This window comes from Xenorhabdus bovienii SS-2004 (genome assembly GCF_000027225.1).
Classification (GTDB): Bacteria; Pseudomonadota; Gammaproteobacteria; order Enterobacterales; family Enterobacteriaceae; genus Xenorhabdus; species Xenorhabdus bovienii_C.
The window spans coordinates 3,154,437-3,178,441 of record NC_013892.1; the positions used below are offsets into that span (position 1 = coordinate 3,154,437).

Annotated in this window: 17 protein-coding genes and 1 pseudogene; 7 read left to right on the plus strand and 11 right to left on the minus strand. The window is 43.0% G+C overall.

The window, feature by feature from the left end:
* The first annotated feature begins 85 nt into the window (after positions 1–85).
* The 5 genes from XBJ1_RS13715 (at position 86) to emrB (ending at position 4,840) form a co-directional block, all read left to right on the plus strand.
* Positions 86–877, plus strand: coding sequence for an AzlC family ABC transporter permease (locus XBJ1_RS13715; RefSeq protein ID WP_012989602.1), 792 nt, complete (start codon positions 86–88; stop codon positions 875–877).
* A complete protein-coding gene (ygaH, locus tag XBJ1_RS13720; protein WP_173346423.1) occupies positions 873–1,205 on the plus strand; it encodes an L-valine transporter subunit YgaH in 333 nt (110 codons plus the stop codon). Before XBJ1_RS13715 ends, ygaH begins: the two co-directional genes overlap by 5 nt.
* Positions 1,206–1,334: 129 nt before the next feature.
* The gene (mprA, locus tag XBJ1_RS13725) at positions 1,335–1,862 is read left to right on the plus strand and encodes a transcriptional repressor MprA (protein ID WP_012989605.1); all 528 of its coding nucleotides are present in this window, start codon (positions 1,335–1,337) and stop codon (positions 1,860–1,862) included.
* 242 nt (positions 1,863–2,104) lie between these two features.
* Positions 2,105–3,283, plus strand: coding sequence for a multidrug efflux MFS transporter periplasmic adaptor subunit EmrA (emrA, locus tag XBJ1_RS13730; protein WP_012989607.1), 1,179 nt, complete (start codon positions 2,105–2,107; stop codon positions 3,281–3,283).
* Positions 3,284–3,298: 15 nt separating this feature from the next.
* Positions 3,299–4,840: a multidrug efflux MFS transporter permease subunit EmrB gene (gene emrB / locus XBJ1_RS13735; RefSeq protein ID WP_012989608.1), complete on the plus strand. Its 1,542-nt coding sequence runs from the start codon at positions 3,299–3,301 to the stop codon at positions 4,838–4,840.
* A 96-nt stretch (positions 4,841–4,936) separates the two neighbouring features.
* Here the strand turns inward: emrB and XBJ1_RS13740 are convergent.
* From XBJ1_RS13740 to XBJ1_RS13790, 11 genes and pseudogenes are all read right to left on the minus strand, one after another.
* Positions 4,937–5,584: pseudogene (locus tag XBJ1_RS13740) on the minus strand (Qnr family pentapeptide repeat protein).
* Between the two features lie 399 nt (positions 5,585–5,983).
* Positions 5,984–8,392 (minus strand): GNAT family N-acetyltransferase, encoded by a 2,409-nt coding sequence (locus tag XBJ1_RS13745; RefSeq protein WP_012989611.1) that lies wholly within the window; start codon positions 8,390–8,392, stop codon positions 5,984–5,986.
* On the minus strand, positions 8,392–9,711 hold the full coding sequence (locus XBJ1_RS13750) for a lysine N(6)-hydroxylase/L-ornithine N(5)-oxygenase family protein (RefSeq protein WP_012989612.1): 1,320 nt from the start codon (positions 9,709–9,711) through the stop codon (positions 8,392–8,394). The genes XBJ1_RS13745 and XBJ1_RS13750 overlap by 1 nt, the downstream gene beginning before the upstream one ends.
* 286 nt (positions 9,712–9,997) lie before the next feature.
* Positions 9,998–10,765 (minus strand): siderophore-iron reductase FhuF, encoded by a 768-nt coding sequence (fhuF, locus tag XBJ1_RS13755; protein WP_012989613.1) that lies wholly within the window; start codon positions 10,763–10,765, stop codon positions 9,998–10,000.
* Positions 10,766–10,833: 68 nt separating this feature from the next.
* Entirely contained in the window at positions 10,834–11,649 is an 816-nt protein-coding gene (locus XBJ1_RS13760) for an ABC transporter ATP-binding protein (RefSeq protein WP_012989614.1), read from the minus strand.
* Complete coding sequence (locus XBJ1_RS13765) at positions 11,649–12,695, minus strand: FecCD family ABC transporter permease (protein ID WP_012989615.1); 1,047 nt, start codon at positions 12,693–12,695, stop codon at positions 11,649–11,651. The genes XBJ1_RS13760 and XBJ1_RS13765 overlap by 1 nt, the downstream gene beginning before the upstream one ends.
* A 3-nt stretch (positions 12,696–12,698) precedes the next feature.
* Positions 12,699–13,706, minus strand: a complete 1,008-nt coding sequence (locus XBJ1_RS13770; protein WP_012989616.1) for a FecCD family ABC transporter permease — start codon at positions 13,704–13,706, stop codon at positions 12,699–12,701.
* Positions 13,696–14,724 (minus strand): iron-siderophore ABC transporter substrate-binding protein, encoded by a 1,029-nt coding sequence (locus tag XBJ1_RS13775; protein WP_012989617.1) that lies wholly within the window; start codon positions 14,722–14,724, stop codon positions 13,696–13,698. The genes XBJ1_RS13770 and XBJ1_RS13775 overlap by 11 nt, the downstream gene beginning before the upstream one ends.
* A gap of 70 nt (positions 14,725–14,794) precedes the next feature.
* Positions 14,795–16,939, minus strand: coding sequence for a TonB-dependent siderophore receptor (locus XBJ1_RS13780; protein ID WP_012989618.1), 2,145 nt, complete (start codon positions 16,937–16,939; stop codon positions 14,795–14,797).
* Between the two features lie 112 nt (positions 16,940–17,051).
* Complete coding sequence (locus XBJ1_RS13785) at positions 17,052–18,872, minus strand: IucA/IucC family protein (protein ID WP_012989619.1); 1,821 nt, start codon at positions 18,870–18,872, stop codon at positions 17,052–17,054.
* A 485-nt stretch (positions 18,873–19,357) separates the two neighbouring features.
* Positions 19,358–20,377 carry a tRNA/rRNA methyltransferase gene (locus tag XBJ1_RS13790; RefSeq protein ID WP_012989621.1) on the minus strand — a complete coding sequence of 340 codons (1,020 nt, stop codon included), beginning with the start codon at positions 20,375–20,377 and terminating at the stop codon, positions 19,358–19,360.
* Between the two features lie 133 nt (positions 20,378–20,510).
* Between XBJ1_RS13790 and XBJ1_RS13795 the strand changes: the two genes are divergently transcribed.
* Entirely contained in the window at positions 20,511–21,218 is a 708-nt protein-coding gene (locus XBJ1_RS13795) for a tRNA-uridine aminocarboxypropyltransferase (protein ID WP_038199184.1), read from the plus strand.
* A gap of 90 nt (positions 21,219–21,308) precedes the next feature.
* Positions 21,309–23,951: a bifunctional acetate--CoA ligase family protein/GNAT family N-acetyltransferase gene (locus XBJ1_RS13800; protein WP_012989623.1), complete on the plus strand. Its 2,643-nt coding sequence runs from the start codon at positions 21,309–21,311 to the stop codon at positions 23,949–23,951.
* Positions 23,952–24,005 lie beyond the last annotated feature (54 nt).

A 24,005-nucleotide genomic window follows, 5' to 3' on the forward strand; every position in this document is an offset into this window, starting at 1 on the left:
AAATAATTTATATATTTTATATTTTCACTTTCACCATATTTTGTTAATGTTGTTTCACCTATTAACAAAAAAACTAGTCAGTTCCATGCCAATACCTGATAAACCTGTGCCCGATATCCCAAAATCTGGTGCATCGATACCTGAGCCTCCCATTCCGAACAAAATTTCTTCGTTCTCAGAAGGCATTATTGATAGCTTACCCATTGCCATTGGCTATATTCCCATCGCCTTCGCATTTGGCCTGAGTGCCGTGAAGCTGGGCTTTGCTCCCCTCGAAGCCATATTTTTTTCATGTGTCATTTATGCAGGGGCAAGCCAATTTGTCATCACCGCTTTGCTTAGTGCAGGTATGTCTTTGTGGGTTTCTGCTTTGACCGTCCTGGCGATGGATATCCGCCATATTCTATATGGCCCAGCTCTGCGTTATCGCATCAAACAAAAATTATCAGAAAAGAAAACTGCGATCTGGGCTTTTGGTCTGACTGATGAGGTTTTTGCCGCAGCGACCGCTAAATTGATTAAAGACCAGCGTAGCTGGAGTGAAAACTGGATGGTCGCGATCGCTGTGTGTTCATGGCTATCTTGGGTACTCGGAACCGTAGCAGGCTCCCTACTGGGAAATGGTTATCTGGACTCATATCCAGCCGTTGAAGCCGCCATGACCTTTATGCTTCCAGCCCTGTTTTTAAGTTTTTTATTGGCATCTGTCAAAAAACAAAATAGCTACTGCGTTACTGCGTCTTTGGCGGGTGCGTTGATAGGTGTCACATACTTTTCCATCCCGATTGCCATTCTTGCGGGAATTTTGGGTGGTTGCCTGGCAGCACTTCTTCAATTTCACACCACACAGTTGAATAAGAATAAAACTGATGATTGATAATAGAATACTTCTAATCGGTATTGTTGTAGGGGTAGCCAATTTTTTATTCCGTTATCTACCCTTGCGCTTTGGTGTCAATCGCTCGCCTATGACCAAAGCGGGAAATACTGGGGTTGTACTGGATAGTATTGGTATTGCATCAATTTGTTCGCTCCTTATTGTTTCAGGTATTCCTGAAGTCATACGCGAACATAATAAATTTTTTCCGACTTTGATCGGCAGCCTGACTATCTGTTTACTGTTCTATAAAACACGAAGTATCAGCATTGCCACACTGTCTGGAGCCACTGTTTTTGGATTAACATTCAAGGTATTTATGAATTAGGTATCAATATCAAAAGAAATATGATGATAATAAATAACTACAATTGCTAAATTTAACTTTTAATATAGTATTTGTAGGGTTTTTAACAGAAGTTACTTTACCGGTTGAAACTAATAAGGTATCTAAACAATGGAAAGTTCATTCACTCCCACTGAAGAGTTGCTTAATTGCCGTGTTACACAGCAAAAAGAGTTGAACAAAAGTTTGCCCTATCAAGAGATATTACTCACTCGCTTATCGATGCATGTCCAGGGTAAATTACTGGAAAATCGTAATAACATGCTGAGAGCGCAAGGAATCAATGAAACCTTGTTTATGGCACTGATGATCCTGGATACCAAAGAAAGTCGTAGCATTCAGCCATCAGAACTTAGTGCTGCATTGGGTTCTTCCCGCACAAACGCAACTCGAATTGCTGATGAATTAGAAAAGCAAGGCTGGATAGAAAGAAAAGAGAGCCATAACGATCGTCGTTGCCTCCATCTTCATCTAACAGATAAAGGTACAGATTTCTTAAATAGTTTACTTCCACCTCAACATGACTGCCTGATTAAACTTTGGTCTGCGCTTGAACAGGAGGAACAAAAACAGTTAGAGAAATTGATGAGAAAATTATTGGCTCGATTGGATAATATCGGGGATTGTTTTAAAAAGTGATTCTATTTGTACCGAACAGTTCGCATCAAGAAAAACGTGTTATGGCAACATGACCTAAAAAATCTTTTCTGCTAGCCTGTATCATCTGATACTTCATATGGCTGACTATTATCCTCAGATAATATTTGAATCCATGTAATTCACCCTTTCCAGTAGTGTAAATGCACACTACTGGAGGTGTGTTCTGTCTACAGTGGTTTTAAAAAACAGCAAGTTCAACAAGAAAAACACGGAGATTCGCCATGAATATCAAAGAGGAAATAAAATCCCCGACAGCTACAGGCCGCAATAAGAAAAGACAGCGCCGAAATATAATCATATTACTGACTTTACTCTTTCTTATCCTTGGTGCCGCTTATACTGTTTATTGGTTCCTCGTTTTACGTCATCATCAGGAAACCGACAATGCCTATGTGACAGGAAATCAGGTACAGGTCATGTCTCAGGTCACTGGCAGCGTGACTACCGTCTATTTTGACAATACCGATTTTGTAAAAAGCGGCAGTGTTCTCGTACAACTCAATCCCCTTGATGCTGAACTGGTACTGAAAAAAGCCGAAAATGAGTTAGCTATAGCCGTTCGAACTACCCACCAGCGCATACTCGATAATCAACAATATCAAGCCGTCATCAACCTGAAAAAGATTGCTCTCAGCAAGGCACAAAACGATCTAAACCGCAGGGAAATACTCGGTATTAAGGAAGTCATTGGTAAAGAAGAGCTGCAACATACGCGTGAGAGTGTCGCGATTGCCAAAGCTGATCTGGATGTAGCAATCGCGCAGTACAACAGCAATCAGGCCACCATTCTGGATACTCCACTGGATAAACAACCTGCGGTAGAAAAAGCCGCTTCCGGGGTTCGTGATGCCTGGCTAGCCTTGCAGAGGACTAAAATTGTCAGTCCTGTTGATGGATATGTTTCTCGGCGTCATGTTCAGGTAGGCTCCCGCATTAATTCAGGAACACCTTTAATGGTCATCGTCCCTGCCAGCAACATGTGGATTGAAGCCAATTTCAAGGAAACCCAACTCGCCACCATGCGTATCGGGCAGCCAGTAAAAATCATCAGCGATTTTTACAATGATGGTGTCGTGTATACTGGCAAAGTAGCAGGCCTTGATATGGGAACCGGTAGTGCGTTTTCTCTATTACCCGCCCAAAACGCCAGCGGTAACTGGATTAAGGTTGTTCAACGCTTGCCTGTCCGTATTGAGCTGGATCCTGAGCAATTAAAGCAGTATCCCCTGCGTATTGGGTTATCGACAAAAGTCACAGTAGATACAGCAGATACCCGTAAAATGACACTGGCAACCTCTGAACGCCATCATCCCGCTTATCACACGAATGCACTGACGATCGATATGGCTCCTGCCAATAAAATAATTAATGACGTCATTAATAGTCATTCAAGAAATTAGTTTTAAGGGGACGTTATGGTGACACGAGAACCACTTACAGGCGCTAAATTGGCGCTACTGACCATTTCCCTTGCAATGGCTACTTTCATGTTGGTTCTGGACTCCACAATTGCCAATGTCGCCATACCGACGATTGCGGGCAATCTGGGGGCATCAAACTCACAGGGAATATGGGTCATTACCTCCTTTGGTGTTGCAAATGCAATCTCCATTCCTATTACCGGCTGGTTAGCAAAGCGCATTGGCGAGGTCAAGCTGTTCATTTGGTCTACAGCACTCTTTACTTTCTCCTCATGGCTATGTGGTATCTCCAACAGTTTGGAAGTACTAATTTTCTTTCGCGTTATCCAAGGAGTGGTCGCAGGGCCGATAATTCCGCTTTGTCAAAGCCTGTTATTGAATAATTATTCTCCTGCCAAACGAAATATGGCACTGGCACTCTGGTCTGTGGTGATCATTGTTGCGCCGATTTGTGGCCCGATTCTGGGGGGATATATCAGTGATAATTACCACTGGGGATGGATTTTCTTTATTAACATTCCCCTTGGAATCGCCATTATCTTTGTCGCAAGACACACACTGCGGAACAGGGAAACTAAAACAGAAATCCACGCCATAGATACTGTCGGATTAGTACTGTTGATCCTTGGGATTGGTTGCCTGCAAATCATGCTTGACCAAGGAAAAGAACTTGATTGGTTCAACTCCACTGAAATTATTGTTCTTACCGTGATCGCCGTTGTCTCATTAACCATTCTAATTGTCTGGGAACTCACTGACGATCATCCCATTATCGATCTATCACTGTTTAAAGAGCGTAACTTCACCATTGGTACACTGTGCCTCAGCCTTGCTTTCATGTTTTACTTTGGCACGATAGTCTTGTTGCCACAGCTATTACAGGAAGTCTTCGGTTATACCGCGACATGGGCAGGTTTAGCTGCCGCACCAATCGGATTGATGCCTTTACTGCTCTCACCGCTCATTGGAAAGTATGGCCATAAGATCGACATGCGTTATATCGTGACAGCCAGTTTCATTATTTACACTGTTTGTTTCTATTGGCGGGCATATACATTTGAGCCAGGCATGAATTTTGCCGCGATTGCATGGCCTCAGTTTTTTCAGGGATTTGCCATGGCTTGCTTCTTCATGCCTCTGACCACGATCACTTTGTCAGGTTTACCACCGGAACGTATGGCGTCAGCTTCCAGCCTGTCCAACTTTATCCGCATATTGTCAGGTTCAATCGGAGCCTCCATTACAACTACGATATGGACACAACGTGAAGCTATGCATCACTCCTATTTTACAGAGCATATCAATCCGTATGATTCTAATTATCAGCAAACGTATCAGCAGTTGACGCAGTTGGGCATGAATGATCAGCAAATTTCAGCTTATCTGGCAAAGCAGATCACTCATCAAGGGTTAATTATCTCTGCCAACGAAATTTTTTGGCTTGCGGCGGGAGTATTTTTGGTTTTGGTGCTACTGGTATGGATGGCAAAACCCCCATTTAGCGTAGGAAGCAAAGATAGCGGAGGCGCACATTAGGACTATTCATCTTTAATCTATCTGTTTAGATCGACTACTTATCAACGGGAGTGAATGCTCCCGTTCAATTAAGCTCAGAATTTAATTCATCATCCCTTAATCCATTACCACAATACCAATTCGTTCTAACAGTTCTGCGACCTGATAAGACTCTAATTTAACGCCTTTCAAATCAACTTTCCGAATATCAAGCTCACCCAGTGTAGAATTGGTCAGATCACAATAAGTAAAGTCGGCCGCATTCCAATCAAAAGAGATAAATTCACCACCGGAAAGATCGGAACCACTGAGCCTCGCTCCCAGAATATGGGTTTCATGCCAGCGGTTTTCCCATAATTCACATTTTTCAAGAATAACATCCGCAAAGTTTGTGTAACTTAAGTTACTTTTGGTGATATAAGCAGAGCAGAACTGGATGTTGGCACTCACCCTATTCATAAAACTGGCACCCCGAAAATCAGCGCCTTGAAGCCTGCACCCGCAAATCTCTATACCAAGGGCATTAATATACCTGAAGTCTGCCATGGACAAATCACAGTTTTTGAAACTAGCCTCTTTCAGCATAGCGTGTTTGAAATTACAGCCCAGATAACTTGTTGGCTCATAAAACTAGCAATCGATAAACTGAGTATCTCTCAAATCGCTACTCGAAAAGTCGCAATTTAAAAACTTACTGTTTTTAATAATTTCCCCACGAAATTGGTCACGTTCGATTTTCTCTTCATATAATTCAAGTCCTTGCATAATAACTCCAACTGTTGAGGCAGAACTGTTCTTAGCAGAGATCTTGAAGCATTCGTACTGATGTGTCTACCCGATGGCTATAAAAATTCTGTTAACTTAATTATTCATCATAAAATTAAATCATAATAAAATAGTATTTTTATAAAATCATCTCATTATACATTAGATAAATTAGCGTATATTTTAATATAACTTATCTATTATTAAACTTAACCACTCTATTCAAAGTAAATTGCATGGTGGTTTTTCAGTATAGATTATTTAACTAAATAAAATTTAGAGATATGAACATATAATAAAACCTCATCATAATTATCTGTCTCTTGAGTCAAACTTATAATCAAGAGACAGTCGTGGCTGATGAGGTTTAAATCGTTTCAGATACAGATAAGTTGATAATTAAACAACATTTGCAATGTTCTTAACAAACGGGGCAATTGGATTAGTCAGATTATCAGCAAACTTAAAACTCAGTGCGGGATCAGATAAATCCAGCATTTGTCGATTATTGGCAATTTGCAATCTGTTCAAGCAGCAGCGTTTTATTTCTGGCGTAAACAGTTCATAACGCAAAAATTGTTTACTAAATTCTGGATGATGAGATTGGTAATCCAGAATGCAATCCGCCACAGCCTGCCAGAATCGTTCTTGCGAATATCCGCCCTGCTCATCAAGAATTGCCGATAAATAGCGGAACACACCATCGAACACATCAGATAAAATAGTCAATGTTTTCATCTCTTCCGGCATACTGACTTTCACTCGGCTGGCCTTTTCTGGCAAATCCGCATCGGGGTTTACGACCAGAATTTCTTCTGCCAGATCTTTCATGAAGATGTATTGCGGAATATGATTCTCCAGCACCATAATGATATTTTCACCATGTGGCATAAACATCAAATCGTAAGCATACAAACAGTGCAGTAATGGCGACAAATAGCAATCCAGATAACGACGTATCCATTCCTGACTCGGCAGACCTGAGGCAGATATCAAAGCTGGCAGGAAGGCTTTCCCCTGCTGATCATGATGTAATAATGCAGCCATCGTCATCAGCTTCTGATTTGGTTCAATCAATGGCAGAGGATTTTCCCTCCACAGCATCGCCATCATTTTCTTATAAGGCGTATCACCATGAATGGCCTGCTCATAATAACTGTTTCTAAAACCGATGCTCGCAACTTCCCTCAACAACCGAAAACCATAGCCCTGTAAAACAGCGTCCTTTTGTACCAAATCAAACAGCCAGTCATTAATACCTGGCGTTGTTGCCATATAATAAGGTGACAACCCACGCATAAATCCCATATTGAGGATAGATAATGCTACTTTTACGTAATACCGTTGTGGGTGGCTGCGATTGAACAGGGTTCGTATCGATTGTTGAGCCTGATATACATCCGTTCCTTGCCCCAAATAGACCAGTTTTCGGTTGGCAAGGTCGTGCGCAAATACGGATGGTAGTTTATTTTGCCACTGCCACGGATGGAATGGCATCAACAGATATTCTTCTGGATTAAGCCCAAGAAGGAGCAGTTGATGGTTAAACTTGGCTATTTCTGCCTCCCCCAGTTCCTGCTCCATCAATTGTTGGTAACTAAGTTGCTCAATACAAGCAAAGTGAGCTTTACTTTTATGCGCCGCCAACCATACCAAACGCATGTCAGAAGCTGACTCAGGACTAAATTTGTGGAAATCTTCCGCATCAAAGCCGATACGCCCATTGTTAGCGACGAAGATCGGATGCCCTTCCATCATTTCAGCTTCGATTGTCTGAAAATCAGCATTGACCAGCTCTTCTACATCGATACCGTTTCGGTGATATTTGAATGCACTGCTATGCAGTGTGCTCGTCAGTTCTTCCAGGTAAGTCGGCATCACGGTATCACTGATACCAAGCTGTTGTTTGAATTCAATGATAAAACTGATAAAGTCCAGCTCGCACCAGTCACCTGCCTGCATTTTCCGCAACGAATCAGCATCAATCAACCAGTGATCTAAAGCCAATCGGCGCGCTCTGAAATGATAATTAACTGAGCATTCAGGATTATCCAAACGATAGTGGTGATAACCGTCTTGATCTGCTTTTTCTGTCAATTGTTCAGGGAACAGTAAACATTCATGGGAAAATTCAGAAATGGCTTTCCTCAAATGCAGCCGATTAACCTTCTGCCAGATGGCGGGATGTAAATGGCTGACAAGAGAATGAGTCTGGTTAGAAGGTACTGTTAATTTAGCTGATTGTAATGCCATTTGATGTTGCTCCCGAGTACAAAATGCCAACCCTGCGGTTTTGTGGGATAACTGCACAGTTTTGTCGTAAACAAAGCCAGCCCGCAAGTTGAGCCGATGGATTTTTTCATTTCGTATATCCGGCTCGACGACAATTCTGTTCACAGCAGGATTTTTAAAAATAAACGCGATAATGGTCTGGAAAATTCCCCATGTGAATTGACTGATTTTTTGTTCAGATGGCGCAACCAGAATATGCATTCCCATGTCATCCGAACGGGCTGGATAGTATTTTCCTATTTGATCATCCTGCGCCCAATAACACTCCAGTAAAAATACAGGCTGCTCTTGGTAAATTCCGATAAAGACAGAATCAGGCTGGCGATTCAACAGATCTTGATAAAAAGTTTTTACCTGTTGTTCGGTATGACTTTGCATCCCCCAATAATAGGCATATTCCTGATTAACCCAATCGGTAATAGCAGCAATATCTTCTGTCAGATCTAGTGGACGCAATGAAAAGGTGCCCAAATCAGGCAGCGTTTTTTCAAATGAAATAGTAGCAACGGCAGACATCAGAATACTCCTTCACTAGCAACACCAAACTGCTGAAACGCAATACTTTTCTCTATATCATAATGTGCCGTTCCAGTAATTTCCTGAATCAGGCAGGAGTTACGGTAACTGGCCATGCCTAAATCCGGCGTCACAAAACCATGCGTATGAAGCTCGACGTTCTGTACAAAAATTTCGTTTCTGCAATCGATGCTGTAATTACGCTGAACATCATAACGCCCCTGCTTATCCCAGCGGATAAGATGCTGGATACCCTCCATAAAACTTGGGATCTGGTATTGATAACCCGTGGCGAGTACCAATCCCTCTGTTTCCAAAGAAAATGCCGTTTCCTGTTCATGCTGGAATAAATCCAGTATCAATTTCTGTTCTTCTACGATGCCTTGTCTTTCCGCTATAAAATGTACTTGTCGCAATTCGCTGTTGGTATACAACGAGACATCTAATTCCCCACTCAATCGCTTGGTATACATCAAGTCAAAAATTTCATTGATAAGCGAACTGTTAATTCCTTTATAAAGTGACTGTTGTGAACGATTCAATGCTTCACGTTTGTTCTCCGGCAGGCTATAGAAGTAATCCACATATTCTGGTGAAGTCATTTCCAACGTTAGCTTGGTATATTCGAGAGGGAAAAAACGTGGGGAACGAGTTACCCAATTGAGTTGATAACCATGGGCATCAATATCCTCAAGCAAATCGTAGAAAATCTCCGCTGCACTTTGGCCACTTCCCAAAACAGTAATCGATTTCTTCTGCTGTAAAGCAGCCTTATTTTCTAAGTAATCTCCCGATGTCACCATATGATCAGCAAACGGTCTGCAACATTTTGGAATATAGGAAGACGGCCCGGTTCCCAACACCAATTTTTTGCAGGAAAATTGGTGTTTTTGCCCAGTCAGAGTATCAGCGCAATGCAAGGTATAAAGTGAAGTAGAGGCGTCATAAGTGATATTCTCAACCTGCGTATTAAAACGCAGATTAGATAGTTGTTCCGCCGCCCACTGACAATATTGGTTATACTCTTTGCGCATCAGGAAAAAACTTTCCCGAATATAGAACGAGTAAATACGGCCTTTTTGTTTAATATAATTGAGGAAGCTCAAAGGATGGGTAGGAGATGCCAATGTCACTAAATCCGCCATGAACGGCGTTTGCATTGTGGAACTCTCAAGCATCATGCCGGGATGCCAGTTAAAACCGGCTTTTTGATCAATAAACAGGCTGGTAATCTCTTTTATCGGTTGCACCAGACAAGCCAATCCCAGATTAAATGGGCCGATTCCAATCGCGATAAAATCATAAGTTTTAGTTGTCATAACCACTCCTAATAAATATAAGATGAATTTATAATTTCGATTACCATTTCAGCAATCACCGCTGGCAATATAAGCGGAAAATTAATGTATATAACATATTTGTGATGCTAAAAATAAAAGGAAAATTTATCTTATTTAATATTCTTTTTATTTTTATAATAACATCAATGGTGTTTTTAAAATAATGCTATTGATTATTTATATTCAATAAAAATTAATAAAATACATAATTATCAATAAATGATAATTTTTTACTTTTATAAAAAATGAATTTAGCTGATTCTATTTATGCTGTAGATTCAAGAGGGCAATCGTGACAATTCCCCACACCCGGCAATTTGTTTCTTTGGCAGCAACTGCGACGCTGTATGATATTATTTTTCAAGATCATAGTACGATAAAGCGGATTATCCCTACCATCTGGTAGTGCCTGTTCGAAGAAAAGATTTTGTATCAACGATTCATATTGTTCAGTGCTCATTCTTCCCTTGAAATTATCCAAGTACCAGTGAATCACATAACCAATATTGTTCCATAATAAGCGCCCATTTATTCCCCGATAAGATTCGATTTTCTCACACACAGGAATAATATGACGATCAAGCAAAGAATGATAACGTTCCAATAGAGATAAAGATTCGTTCAACCACGTTAATTGATAATACACAATATCTGGCCTGCCACTTTCATGAAATTCAATCTGAAAAAGATGATAATCTGTATCTATAGGTTGGGGATATTCCAGCAACATTAGCATCATAGGAGGAATAGTTAAACCAAAATACCATTGTGCCCATAGAGAATAAAGCCCTTTCTGATTTGGTTTCTGTTCATTATTACCATAATATGCATCTTGATAGCGTTTCATCAATAATGAGAATTCTTTTTCGCTCGACCATTGATAAAATTCCATACTATCTGAAGGAATATTCTCCGCATTCACTTTCATTGATGAATTAAAGTGACTGAATGCGCTATCAAATAGTCTAATAATATCTTCAATCTCTATTTTAGATGCCCATTCACTAGAGATGTCATTATTTTTGTTTATCATTAAAAATTCCCCTATTATATATTTTCATCCTAACCCAAACACGCGCTATATAAAAATAGCATTGTTGGTTATTTATTCATTTTGTATTTAGGAATGATCAATGGTTTGTGGGATTCAGGATCCCGGATAATTCTGCACTCTAAACCAAAAACATCGGCAATACTTTGTTCAGTGACAATATCTTCAGGTACACCTTCGGCATAAATCTGACCATTTTTCATCATGATCAAACGTGACGCATAACGCAGTGCCAAATTGATATCATGCAATACCAACACCAGCGTTTTCCCTTGTCTGTGCAGACGCTGACATAAATCGAGTAACTCAATTTGGTGCGTAATGTCCAGATAAGTGGTCGGCTCATCCAACAGAATGATCGGAGTTTGCTGTGCCAATGTCATAGCAAACCAAGCGCGCTGGCGCTGACCGCCTGAAAGTTCACTGACCAATTTCTGCGACATCTCATCTAAATCCACCGCCTGCAATGCTTCATTAACCACGCGCTCATCTTCTGCTGACCATTGCCGCAGGAAAGATTGATAGGCATAACGCCCACGGGAAACTAAATCATAGATTGTCATTGCTTCCGTCACGGTAGCGCCCTGCGTCAGCAGTGATAGCTCGCGCGCCACCGCCTTTGGCTTATAACGATGGATATTGATTCCATCAAGCTGAACTTCACCTCGCTGTGGCTGCATATTTCGGCTGATAGCGCGCAACAGTGTTGATTTTCCACATCCGTTAGAGCCAATAATGACACTGAATTCACTATCGTGAATCGCGAGATTCACCCCCTCAATAATGGTTCTTTTACCGTATGCCAGTGAAAGATCATGGGCTTTCAGCCGTGAAGTAACCACTGGGGAATTAGCATCCGATGACATTATCGCGTTCTCCTTAATTCGGCATACAGTAAATACATCAAATAGATACCACCAACCACCGCAGTAATCACTCCTACAGGCAAGCGAGCTACCGTTGGTAATATCAGGGTAATTAAATCAGAAGCCAGCATCAACAAAGCCCCCACCAGAGCAGAGCAAAACAATGCGGCTCCTTTCGCCCGTACCAACCGTCGGGCAATTTGTGGTGCAGATAGCGCAATGAAAGCGACAGGCCCTACGACTAATACCGACATTGTGGCAAAGGTTACGGCCAGCAATATGCTGACAATCCGGATGAAACGGACAGGTACACCAAGGGTATTAGCAATATCATCACCAAAATGGGTATAGTTCAATTGCCTACCCAGCCAACACAAAAAGGGAATAAAAATCACCATGCCACTGATAAGCCCGACATCCTGCCAGCGTCGGCTGGCAAGGCTGCCTCTCAATAGCGAGCTGATCTGCTGAGCCTGCTCAATACGAATATTCGAGATAGCAAAATCGACAAATGCCATGAAAAATGCGGCAACGGCAATCCCCGAAATCACTATTTTGTTAGCCTGCATGTTGCCAACACCTGAACCATTGCCGATATAAACCAGCAATACAGCAAGGCAGGCACCCAATAACGCTCCCAAAGGAACCGGCAATATACTTGGCCAGAAAAGCAATACAACCATGATACCGACAGCCGCTCCTGCATTAATGCCAATGATATCCGGGCTACCAAGTGCATTGCGGGTCGTCAACTGAAAAAGGGAGCCGGACAGTGCCAGCGTCATGCCTGCACCTATTGCCACCAGCGCTCTGGGTAAGCGGATCTGCAACAGGATAAATTCCTGATAAGGCGTTTCCATCGCCAGAAAAGGATTATCCATGCCTTCTCGGCCTAACGACAAAGCCAGATAAAAGAGCGCCACAAGCAGCAGCAATATCGACAGAATCACTCTACTCGTATGCAATGAAGGTGCAATAAAAACGGCATTGCCCAACGTGAAGGTTTTGATTTTTGGCTGCCCTGCCGTGAAATTTATCTGCGCCATGCTCTACTCTGCCATTATTTTCTGTGAACGATGTTTAGCGACCAGATAAAGCAACGGAGCACCCATGCCAGCCGTAATAATACCCACCATGATCTCTTGTGGTGCAATCAGCAACCGGGCCACGACATCTGAAATAAGCAGCAGACAGGGGCCAGCGAACAGGCAGTAAGGTAACAACCAACGAAAATCACTGCCTACCAGTGCACGCATTAAGTGCGGTGCGGCCAGACCAATAAATGCGATGGGGCCGGCCATTGCCGTCGCTGTGGCTGCCAGCATGGTAACCATCACCAGCGATAATATGCGGGTACGGGCAACATTCGCCCCCAGGGAACTGGCAATCCCTTCACCAAAGACCATCACATTCAGAGAAGCACTGAGCGAAAGTGTCACGACCACAGCCACCAGCAAATAAGGGATCAACAAACTGGCTTCGTTCAACGACATTGCACTTAAAGAACCAATTGTCCAGAAACGATAGTTGTCCATGGCCTGTGCATTTATCAGAACGATACCTTGCACCAACGCAAACAGGCAGATATTGATAGACGCTCCCGTCAAAACCAAACGTACAGGGTTTGTATTGCGAGGCCCTCCACTCAACAAATAGAACAACAATGTTGACAGACTTGCGCCAATAAAAGCGGTCCAAAAACGCGGCAGTATGTCCAGAGCAGGAATAAAAGAGAAGCAGACTACGGCAGTTGCCGCACCTGCATTGATACCGAGCAGACCGGGATCACCCAGCGGATTGCGTAGCAGCCCTTGGGTTACTGTTCCCGCAAGCGCCAGTGCCGCTCCCGCCATTAAACCAATCAGTGTGCGAGGTTCACGGGCATTAATGACCAAATCGTAATAACTGCCTTGATCTCCCAACCAATAATGCTGCCAGATCGCTGACAGCGGCAATGATTTTGAACCCAAACTCAAGCTGGCAGCAATGCAAAGACAGGTTAGCAATGCCATTAATACCAAACCCAATATGAGGGCAGTTCGCCGTTTAGCGTTCATTATGTTTTGCTATCTCCTGCTTCAGCAACGGCATAAACCTTGGCAACCCCCAACGCAGACTGAGTGGTGAGCCATAGGACATGGACACGACAATTGATTGATCGGTCAACGGAATATATCCCCCTTGGCGAACAGCACGGATAGAGCTAAACAGAGGCTGTGATTCCGTATCCTGACGCTCTTTTTCGCTGGAATACCAAGTCACCAGAATATCCGCACCATTGAGCAAGTCGGCATTTTCCAAACCGATATCGACTGAAAAACTACCAAAAGGTGCAGTTAAGGTGTCAGCCAATGGGAGCAAAGACAGGCCAAGATGTACCATCGTATCAACTCGTGGATCATTTTTGACATAGATCGACAAAATGCTCCCTGTCATTCCCGCCTTAATATAGGCAAAACGATAACGCTCTATATTGGGAACCGTACTGCCTGCCTGCGACAGCATGGTATCCAGTTCGGCACTGAGTTTTTCTCCCAGTTGTATTTTATCCAATGCATGAGCTACCAGCGCTATCTGCCGCTGTGGTGTCGTCTGCCACGGTTTTTCCGGATAAGTAATCACAGGGACAAAATAGGACAGATGATCGTACTGTTCCTGCGTGATGCCTGATTGCGTTGCCAAAATTAAATCAGGCTTCAGACTGATAATTTTTTCGATATCCAGTTCAGGGTACATCTCGATAATGGCTGGCAGTTTTTCGCCACGCCGTTCTATCTCATCCCTAAACCATGGCAAATAGCCTTCAGCGTCCCCGCCCCAGCGATGAGATTCAATCCCAATCGGAATGATTCCCAAATCCAGCAAGATATCTTCGCTGCCCGTTCCCAACGCCACAATCCTTTGCGGCGATTGGTTTATTACCGCCGTTCCCAGCGCGGTGGTAATCGTTTTAGGGTAGCCAACGGCATCCGTCGGTAAATTCTTTGAGGCCGTCGGCTTATCACAGCCTACCAGCAAACTTACCAGCAATATCAACGGTACGGCGACCAGCATTTTGCAACGTGTTAATACCATTACCAGTAACCCTTTACAGCCCGTTGTTGTTCAGATGAATAAAAATACATCGTCGCCGTCCGTGATTTTCTTAAAATTTATAACTCAATGTTGCTTCAACATTACGTGGTGCGCCGTAGTAGTACTGGGTATAACCACCGAACGAGGTGTAGTATTTCTTGTCAAAAAGGTTCTTCAAGTTCACGCTCAGGGAGAGATCCGGTGTAAATTGATAACGTCCCATCAGGTTAACCGTGGCAAAGCTGCCTTGCTCATCTTGGCGTTTACCAGTAGGTGTATCAAGCTCCAACCATGTTTTGTCCTGCCAGTTGACACCACCACCAAGCGTTAAATCGCTCATGGCACCCGGCAAAGTATAAGTTGTGAACAGTTTGAATAATCGACTTGGGTTATCCGTATTGATACGTTTACCCTTTGGATCAGTCGCTCGGAATTGGGTGTAACCCGCATAAACCCGCCAATCATCGGTAATTTGACCACTAACTTCAGCTTCGAAACCCCGGGTTTTTACCCCATTGATCACATAATAAGTTCTGATGTTATCTGGACGTCGTGGAGCAGTACTATCCAATTCCGTAAAATTATCCTGACGGATATCAAAAATTGCCAATGAGTAATCAAGACCGTTGTCCAGAGCAACCCCCTTCAAACCCAGTTCATAGTTTTCACCTGTGACTGGCTTAAGGAGTCGGCCATTACGGTTAATTCGACTTTCTGGATCAAAGATTTTGGTATAACTACCATAAACGGAGAAGTCTGGCGTAATGTTATAAACCAACCCACCATACGGTACAAATTCATCACTGTAGCTGGCATTTTGTGGCATACTAAAATTATCGCCACGAGTTTTCCAACTGGTGACTCGCCCACCAAGAATCAATGTTACAGGATCAGCCAGTGAGATTTGAGTGACGGCATAGCCCGCAGTTTGTTCGTTATAGCCATCAGAGCCATTGTTTCTAGTTTTGTTCCATGTTGGCTCAGCATAACCCCATGACGAATTAGTAAAATCACCTATTGGAGAAGTTGAACAATTACGTGGCATACAGGCAGCCCAGTAATAATCATTCTGGAAATTCTGTTTCTGATAATTCAGACCAAAGCTGGCGTGATGGGTACGCCCAAGCAATCTATAGTCACCGTTTACCTGCAAGTCGAAATTACGCTGGCGACGAGTTCCATCAATCAATGTCATGTTGCCCGGATACATTCCCTCATTCGTCGCCCGATCAGGAAAACCCGTTGCCCACAATACTTTTTGGTCAAGAGTACCGTGATCATAAGTAAAGGTTCCTTTCGCACTCCAGCCGTTATCAAATTGGTGTTGCAGACTGGTAAAGGTAGAGAATGAGCGGACTTTAGAAAACGCCCAATCAGGCGCATAACTGTTACTGCGTTTGTAATCGGTTTTACTGCCATCTTTAAAATAAATAGGCAAACCACCAAACATGCCGCCACGGGTATGGTTGATCTGGTAATCCGCACCGACGGTCAGCAAAGTATTTTCTGTCAGATCCGCTTCAAGAATGCCATAGAAGGGATACTTCTCATGTTTATCACGATCAATAAAAGAATTGGAACGTTGATAAGCGGTGACAAAACGCCCTCTGACTGTCCCGTCTTCATTTAGTGGGCCAGACAGATCAAGACCAGTCCGCCATTTATCCCATGAACCACCGCCCAGCGTTATTTCACCCCGGAAATTTTGGGTTGGACGTTTACGGATCACGTTAACCGCTGCTGAAGGTGTGCCTGGCCCCACCATTAAACCAGCCGCTCCACGCACCACTTCAAGGCGATCAAAAATGGTGGTATCCATCAGGTTATCACCATAATTAAAACGGATATCATAAAAAGTTGGCACACCATCACGTAGCATGTTTTTGATCGTCATGCCTCTTGAAGTGAAAGTAAAACGATCACTGTCAGCCTGACGGACAGTCATACCTGTAATACTACCAATAGCGCTCTCAACGCTGTTCAGATTTTCATCTACCATCCGCTGTTTGGTCATTACGCTAACACTTTGTGGTGTTTCACGCGCAGACATATTCAAACCTGTCGCTGTCACCATTGAAGATGTGTTGTACATTCCAGTGTCTTCCGTTACACCTTCATGCCTTGGTGCACCTGCCGTTACGATAATTTTATCGTTTTTGCTCTGTGCTTCTTCTGCCATAGCCGTGCTATTCCCCGCTAAAATCAGCGGGATCATGAGAGAAAGCACTTTTTTCTTGGTTAAATGATTCGGTTGCAAAATTGGATTTATCACTCTACTTATCCCATTACCAAATTGATTTGTTATTATATTTACTTTGACGTTCCCATCAGTTATCTGTCTCAACAGTGACAGCGTATTTTTCGCGTAGGGCGTGAAGTGGGTTAACTAAGGTTCCGGCAAATTTCAGGTTTTTTTCACGATCATCGAGATCAATCATCTGTTGGTTGTTCGCCATTTGCAGACGATTCAAGCAAGTACGCACAAAATCATGCTTAAACAGATCAAATTTGCGGAATTTTTCTATCTGGTTCAGATGTTGTGACTGGTAGTTGTAAACACACTGAGCCACTAACTCCCAAAAACGCGCTTCTGGTAATGCAAGATGTTTTTGTAACAGAGGGGTCAGATAGCGGAAGAAGCAGTCAAAGATATCAAGGAAGATATAATTAATTTTCATTTCATCCTTGATGGTCACATGCAGGAAATCAATCTCTTCAGGGAGTTGGATATCCCCATTCAAAATTGCAATTTCTTCACCAATATCTTTCATTAACATTTTTACCGGCACATTATTTTCCAATACCAGCATCAGATTTTCGCCATGTGGCATAAAAACCAGATCATAAGTGAAGAAAGAATGTAGCAGTGGAGAAAAATAGGCATCAAGATAACGCGTTACCCACTTTTCCGCCGATAAACCCGAATCCTTAACCAAGGCAGCAACGACCGCATCACCTTCTCTATCGACATGTAACAATGAAGCCATAGTCATCAGACGTTGAGTCTCTTTCAGGATCGTCATTGGGCTTTCACGCCACAACGCTGACAACATTTTTTTATGCGGATTATCTTTTTTAATTGCTGCTTCAAAGTAATGATTGAAATAGCCTATTGCTGCACGTTCCCGCAATATGGTGAACCCTTTTTCCTGAAAGAAAATATCGGATTCTACTAAATGATTGAGCCATTCATTAACTTGCGGTGTCGTCACCATGCTATGTGGGTCCAAGCCACGCATAAACCCCATATTAAGGACTGACAGTGCCGTTTTCACATAATTTTTCTTGGGCTGGCTGATATTGAAAAATGTGCGAATTGATTGCTGGGCAAGATAGCGATCATGGCCTTCACCAAGATAAACAATTTCTTGGTTGGCAATATCTGCCGCAAAACTGATGGCAATACGGTGCAGCCATTGCCAAGGATGCACAGGCATCAGGTAATAATCTGACAGATTTAATCCCAATGTCTGCATGTGTTGTTCAAAGCGGGCTGGCAAATATTTTTCCAGTTCTTCTGCCACCAGCTGTGAATAAGAGAGCGAAGATAATGCAGAAAAAACGGTTTTATTCCGATGTACGGCAATCCAAATTAATGTCACTGGATTTGCGCTTTCTGGTGCATAATCTAAGTAATCATCAGCATCAAAACCAATACGACCGTTATTAGCAATAAAGACAGGGTGCCCTTCGGTCATCGCAGTTTCTACAGCCTGATAATCAGCTTGAGTCAAGTCCTGTGCGGTCAACCGATTATTTTGATATTTAAAAGCGCAGCCATAAAGCGTACTGGATATTTCATCAAGATAAATAGGCAGCATCTTCTCAGAAATATCCAACAGTGGATGCAACTCAATAATCAGTTGAATAGCATCAAGAGGCTCTGGCTGGTTATGACTGAATTTCGTTATTGACGCAGCATCAATATCTAGATGGTCAAGTTGGTAGGATTGTGCCTTAAAATGGTATTGAAATTTATCAATTTCAATCGAGTAAGATTTATCCGTACTCTGATTTACCGGAAAGATTAATTTCTCATGCAAAAGTTCACGCAATATTTTTGCTACAAGATGCCTGTTGGCATGTAACCAGTTTTCTCTAGTTAAATGCGAGGTTTGAGGACTCAATTTAGTGTACAACGGACTCATTTAATAAAACCCTTCATTCATATCCAGCATCATCCCGTTTCCATGCATAAACATGACTGACAGGGTAGATACACCTATATATAAACTTTGGATATTGCTATCCAGCTCTGGGGGATTAATTCTGGCTCACTAAAATTACGATCTTTCTATTTTTTCTTGCATGAATGATAATTAAAATCATTACTATTAACAACCATAAAATGTAAAGACTTTAAATGAAATTTTACTAAAGAATGGGGCACAAGATAAGTAACGACCGAATTAACCATGCGAATAGAATGGTTTTTAGATATACTGTTTAAAATTTTGCAGTTATAAAACGCAATATCTTTATAATTAAAGAACGATATTATAAATTTTATATTTAATTACATTGGTAAAATATCTCATAAAATTTTTAATATAAATAATTTTAATTAATTAGTGGTAAAATAAAGGCCCTGGTTAAATAACCAGAGCCTTATTAAGGTACTTTAATCTCTGTATCAGGCTTTATTCTGGCGCCACCATTCCGCCAGCATAATACCTGTTGCGACAGAAACGTTCAGGCTTTCTATTCGACCCGTGCCACCAATTGAGAGTCGGATATCACCATCTTCCCAGATACTGTCACTCAGACCATCACTCTCCTGACCCAATACCAAAACCATTTTTTCAGGAAGATCCGCTTTGGCCAGCGTTGTGCTTCCCTTATGGCTTGAGGTGGTCACAATGGTATAACCTGCACAGCGGAATTGGTTCAACGTCGTTGTGAAACCATCAGCATCAATGCCTTTGATGTGTTCAGCCCCACCTTCAGCAGTACGAACTGCCGCACCCGATTCCAGCATCGCCACATCCTGTAATATCACGCCCTGCACGCCAAAATGAGCGCAACTGCGCATAATGGCTCCAAGGTTGTGCGGATTGCCCACATTTTCCAATGCCAGAACACAGTCTTTTGCTGGTGCTTGCTGCAAATAAGTTTCTACATCTAGCCCATTACGCTTTTTAATCAGGAAGCATACGCCACCATGATGCTCAGTGCCTGATGCTTTGACCAGCTCTTCGTCATCAACCACGTGGTAAGCCTTGCGATTTGCCGCCATCCATTTCAAAGCATCACGAAAACGAGGTGTCACTGATTGGACAAACCAGGCTCGGACAATGGCTTCTGGACGGTTCTTGAACATCGCCTGGCAGGCATTTTCACCATAGATCCGAGTCTCTTCCAGCCGCTGACGGCGAAGCTGTTCAGGATCAATCTGGCTTTTACCACTGATACCGCCATGGTCAGGCGTCAGGGATTCTTCCACCGGTCGGGAGACGGTTTTCCAAGGAGAACGATCATCTGAATACGCTGGACGTTCATTATCACGACGGCGCCCCTGATCTCGTCCTTTACCAGACGACGGGCGTTTATTGTTACTACGGCTGTCATTATTGCTGCGGCGGTCATTGTTGTCCTCACTGCGGACATACATCACTTTGACTTTGCCATTTTTACCACTATAGGAATCGTTCATTTATTTCTCCAACTGCGTTATGGCGCGCAGATTACCCGATGTGCGCGCCCGAAGCTACCTCTGGCAACGACAATCCATTAAAATACCCGCTAATTTTTTATCCGCTTTATTCACAAACATGTTTGAGTTCAAAATGAGAAATAACAACACCGTTTATCAACTTCGCCAACAGCGTCTAGCCCGTTCTACCCGTCCCTTTCAGGCAAGGGGCTGCCGAGTGCAGCGTTGCCTGCATTGTTTATTACCCCAAAAAAGCTGCCTGTGTGAAACAATTTCACCAGTAACCGCGACTAGCCGCTTCTGTCTCATCATGTTTGATACTGAGCCAATGAAGCCCAGCAATACGGGAAAGTTGATTGCTGATATTCTGACCGATACACACGCTTTTCTCTGGTCAAGAACCGAGCCTGATCAACGGATGCTTGAAGTGCTGCGCGACCCAACTCGACAGCCCTATTTGATCTTCCCTGAGAGTTATGCCACACCTCCCCGTACTGTATATCAGCAACTCCCTGATAACCAGAAAGCGCCGCTATTCATTATATTGGATGGCACTTGGCCAGAAGCAAGGAAAATGTTTCGAAAAAGCCCATATTTGGACGGTATCCCCCTATTATCTATCAATAATTGCGCCAAAATGGATTATTTACTGCGGATACCATCCAGAAAAGAACAGCATTGTACTGCCGAAGTTGCAGCCGCTGCACTTGAGCTGGCTAATGACCTTGACGCATCACAAACACTACTCCGCCATTTCAATCATTTTCGTGAACAATATCTGGCAGGGAAACCTCATCGTCAAGAGGAGTCAATCACAGTAATTCTTGACAATCCCCGCTAAAGTGTCTGATGGTGGCTAAAATTATTCATAGTAATTGTTTAATCAAGGGTGATTGTTTATTGATGTGATAACTAATGAGGAACCCCAGAAATGAGTCAGCGCGGACTGGAAGCATTATTACACCCAAAATCCATTGCAGTGATTGGTGCTTCTGAAAAACCAGAGAAAGCTAGCTCCATGTTGATGCGAAATCTGCTAATGGGGCATTTTACTGGCCCAATTCTTCCTGTAACACCAAATAAAACAGCTATTCTAGGAGTACTGGCTTATCCCTCTATTGATAAATTACCACTGACGCCGGATTTAGCCGTGATATGCACTCATCACAGCCGTAACCTATCTTTGCTGGAACAATTGGCGCAACGAGGATGCAAAACGGTTATTATTCTCTCCTCACCGCCTTCACAGTTTGCCGAACTGAAACAGTTCAGCCAAAAACATCACATCCGCATGCTGGGACCTAACAGCCTCGGTATTCTGGCTCCATGGATCGGGCTGAATGCCAGTTTTTCCCCTATTCCTATCCTCAAGGGCAAACTGGCTTTCATCTCACAGTCAGCAGCAATATCCAATACCATTCTGGATTGGGCCAACCACCGTAATATTGGTTTTTCCTATTTCATTGCATTAGGAGACAGTGTTGATATCGATATTGACGATCTCCTCGATTTTCTGGCGCGAGACAGCAAAACCAGTGCGATTCTGCTACACCTCGAACATATCAGTGATGCCCGTCGTTTTCTGTCAGCCTCACGTAGCGCTTCGCGCAATAAACCCATTCTGGTTGTAAAAAGCAGCCGCACCCGCAAAGCTCAGGAATTATTGGGAGAACAACAGAATTTCGATGCAGCTTATGACGCTGCGATTCAACGTGCTGGATTATTGAGGGTACAAGATACACATGAAATGTTTTCTGCGGTAGAAACATTAAGTTTTATGCGGCCACTGCGCGGGGAACGCCTATTGATCGTCAGTAACGGTTCAGCACCTGCGGCAATGGCACTGGATGAGCTACTCAGGAGAACCGGCAAACTTGCAGTGTTAGGAGACGAAACTAGCAATCAATTGTCTGCTATTCTCCCTGATACCCTGATCCTGCGTAACCCTCTGGATCTCGGTGATGATTCTTCATCCGAACAATATATTGCCGCACTTAAACTCCTTCTGGATAGCTATGATTATGATGCTTTGTTGTTAATCCATTCACCCTGTGCCATCTCCCATAGTATGAATACTGCAATCAAAGTCATTCAGACTATTAAGGAACATCCTCGCGGGAAGTGGCTAACAATTTTTACCAATTGGTGTGGAGAGTATTCTTCTCTGGAAGCGAGGCGTTTATTCAGTGAAGCTGGTATCCCAACCTACCGTACACCAGAAGGTGCTATCACGGCTTTCATGCATATGGTGGAATATCAGCGCAACCAAAAGCAACTCAAAGAAACGCCCGCTATGCCAATCAGCATTACATCAAATACTGCACACGCCCATGAGTGTATCCAGCAAGTCCTTGATAGCGGAAATACGCTATTGGATACCCACGAAGTACAGCCTATTCTTGAAGCCTATGGCTTAAATACCTTACCGACATGGATCGCATATACCAGCGATGATGCAGTCAATATCGCCGAAAAGATTGGCTATCCGGTCGCATTGAAGCTACGCTCTCCCGATATTTCCCATAAATCAGAAGTTCAGGGAGTAATGCTCTATCTGCGCAATTCTGATGAGGTAAAAACCTCAGCACAAGCGATTATTGACCGCGTTAAACAGAACTTCCCCCAAGCCAGAATTCATGGCTTATTTGTGCAGAGCATGGCTAACCGTGCGGGTGCTCAAGAACTTAGGGTAGCTATTGAGCAAGATGAGATATTCGGCCCCTTAATCATGCTTGGAGAAGGTGGTATCGATTGGATTAATGAAACGCAGACTGCTGTCGCCCTGCCTCCCCTGAATATGGCGCTGGCCCGTTCTTTAGTGATTCAAGCGATTAAAGGCGGCAAAATAAAATCCGGTGGCTCGCTGCTACCACTGGATATTCCTGCACTCAGTCAATTATTGGTCAGAGTATCCAATCTTCTGATTGACTGCCCACAGATCTCTCGTATGAACATTCATCCACTGCTGGCATCAGGTAATGAATTCACTTTATTGGATGTCTCAATGGAATTAACGCCAGTAACAGGTGATCCTCACAGTAAACTTGCGATCCGACCTTATCCCAATGAGTTGGAAGAAACTATTTATCTTAAAAAAGATTTTGAATGTCTGCTGCGCCCAATCCTGCCGGAAGACGAACCCCTGTTGAAGACATTTATTAGTCAGGTAACAAAAGAAGATCTCTATTACCGCTATTTCAGTGAGATCAGCGAATTCACCCATGATGATCTCGCCAATATGACTCAAATTGATTATGACCGTGAAATGGCATTCGTCGCAATTCGCCATGCAGCAACTACACCAGAAATTATTGGTGTCGCCCGAGCGATGGCTGATCCCGATAATATCGAAGCAGAATTTGCTGTATTAGTTCGATCAGATTTAAAGGGCATTACGTTAGGCTATCAGCTCATGACTAAATTGATCCATTATACGAGAGGCCATGGTATCCAGATACTGACCGCCATTACCATGCCAGAAAACCGTAATATGATTCAACTTGCGAAGAAACTGGGATTTACTATTGATATTCAATTAGAAGACGGCGTTGTCAATCTTGTATTAAGACTTTAATCCTCACTTTCGTGATAGATTGCACAGACTTAAAGCAATCAACACTTGAGAGTT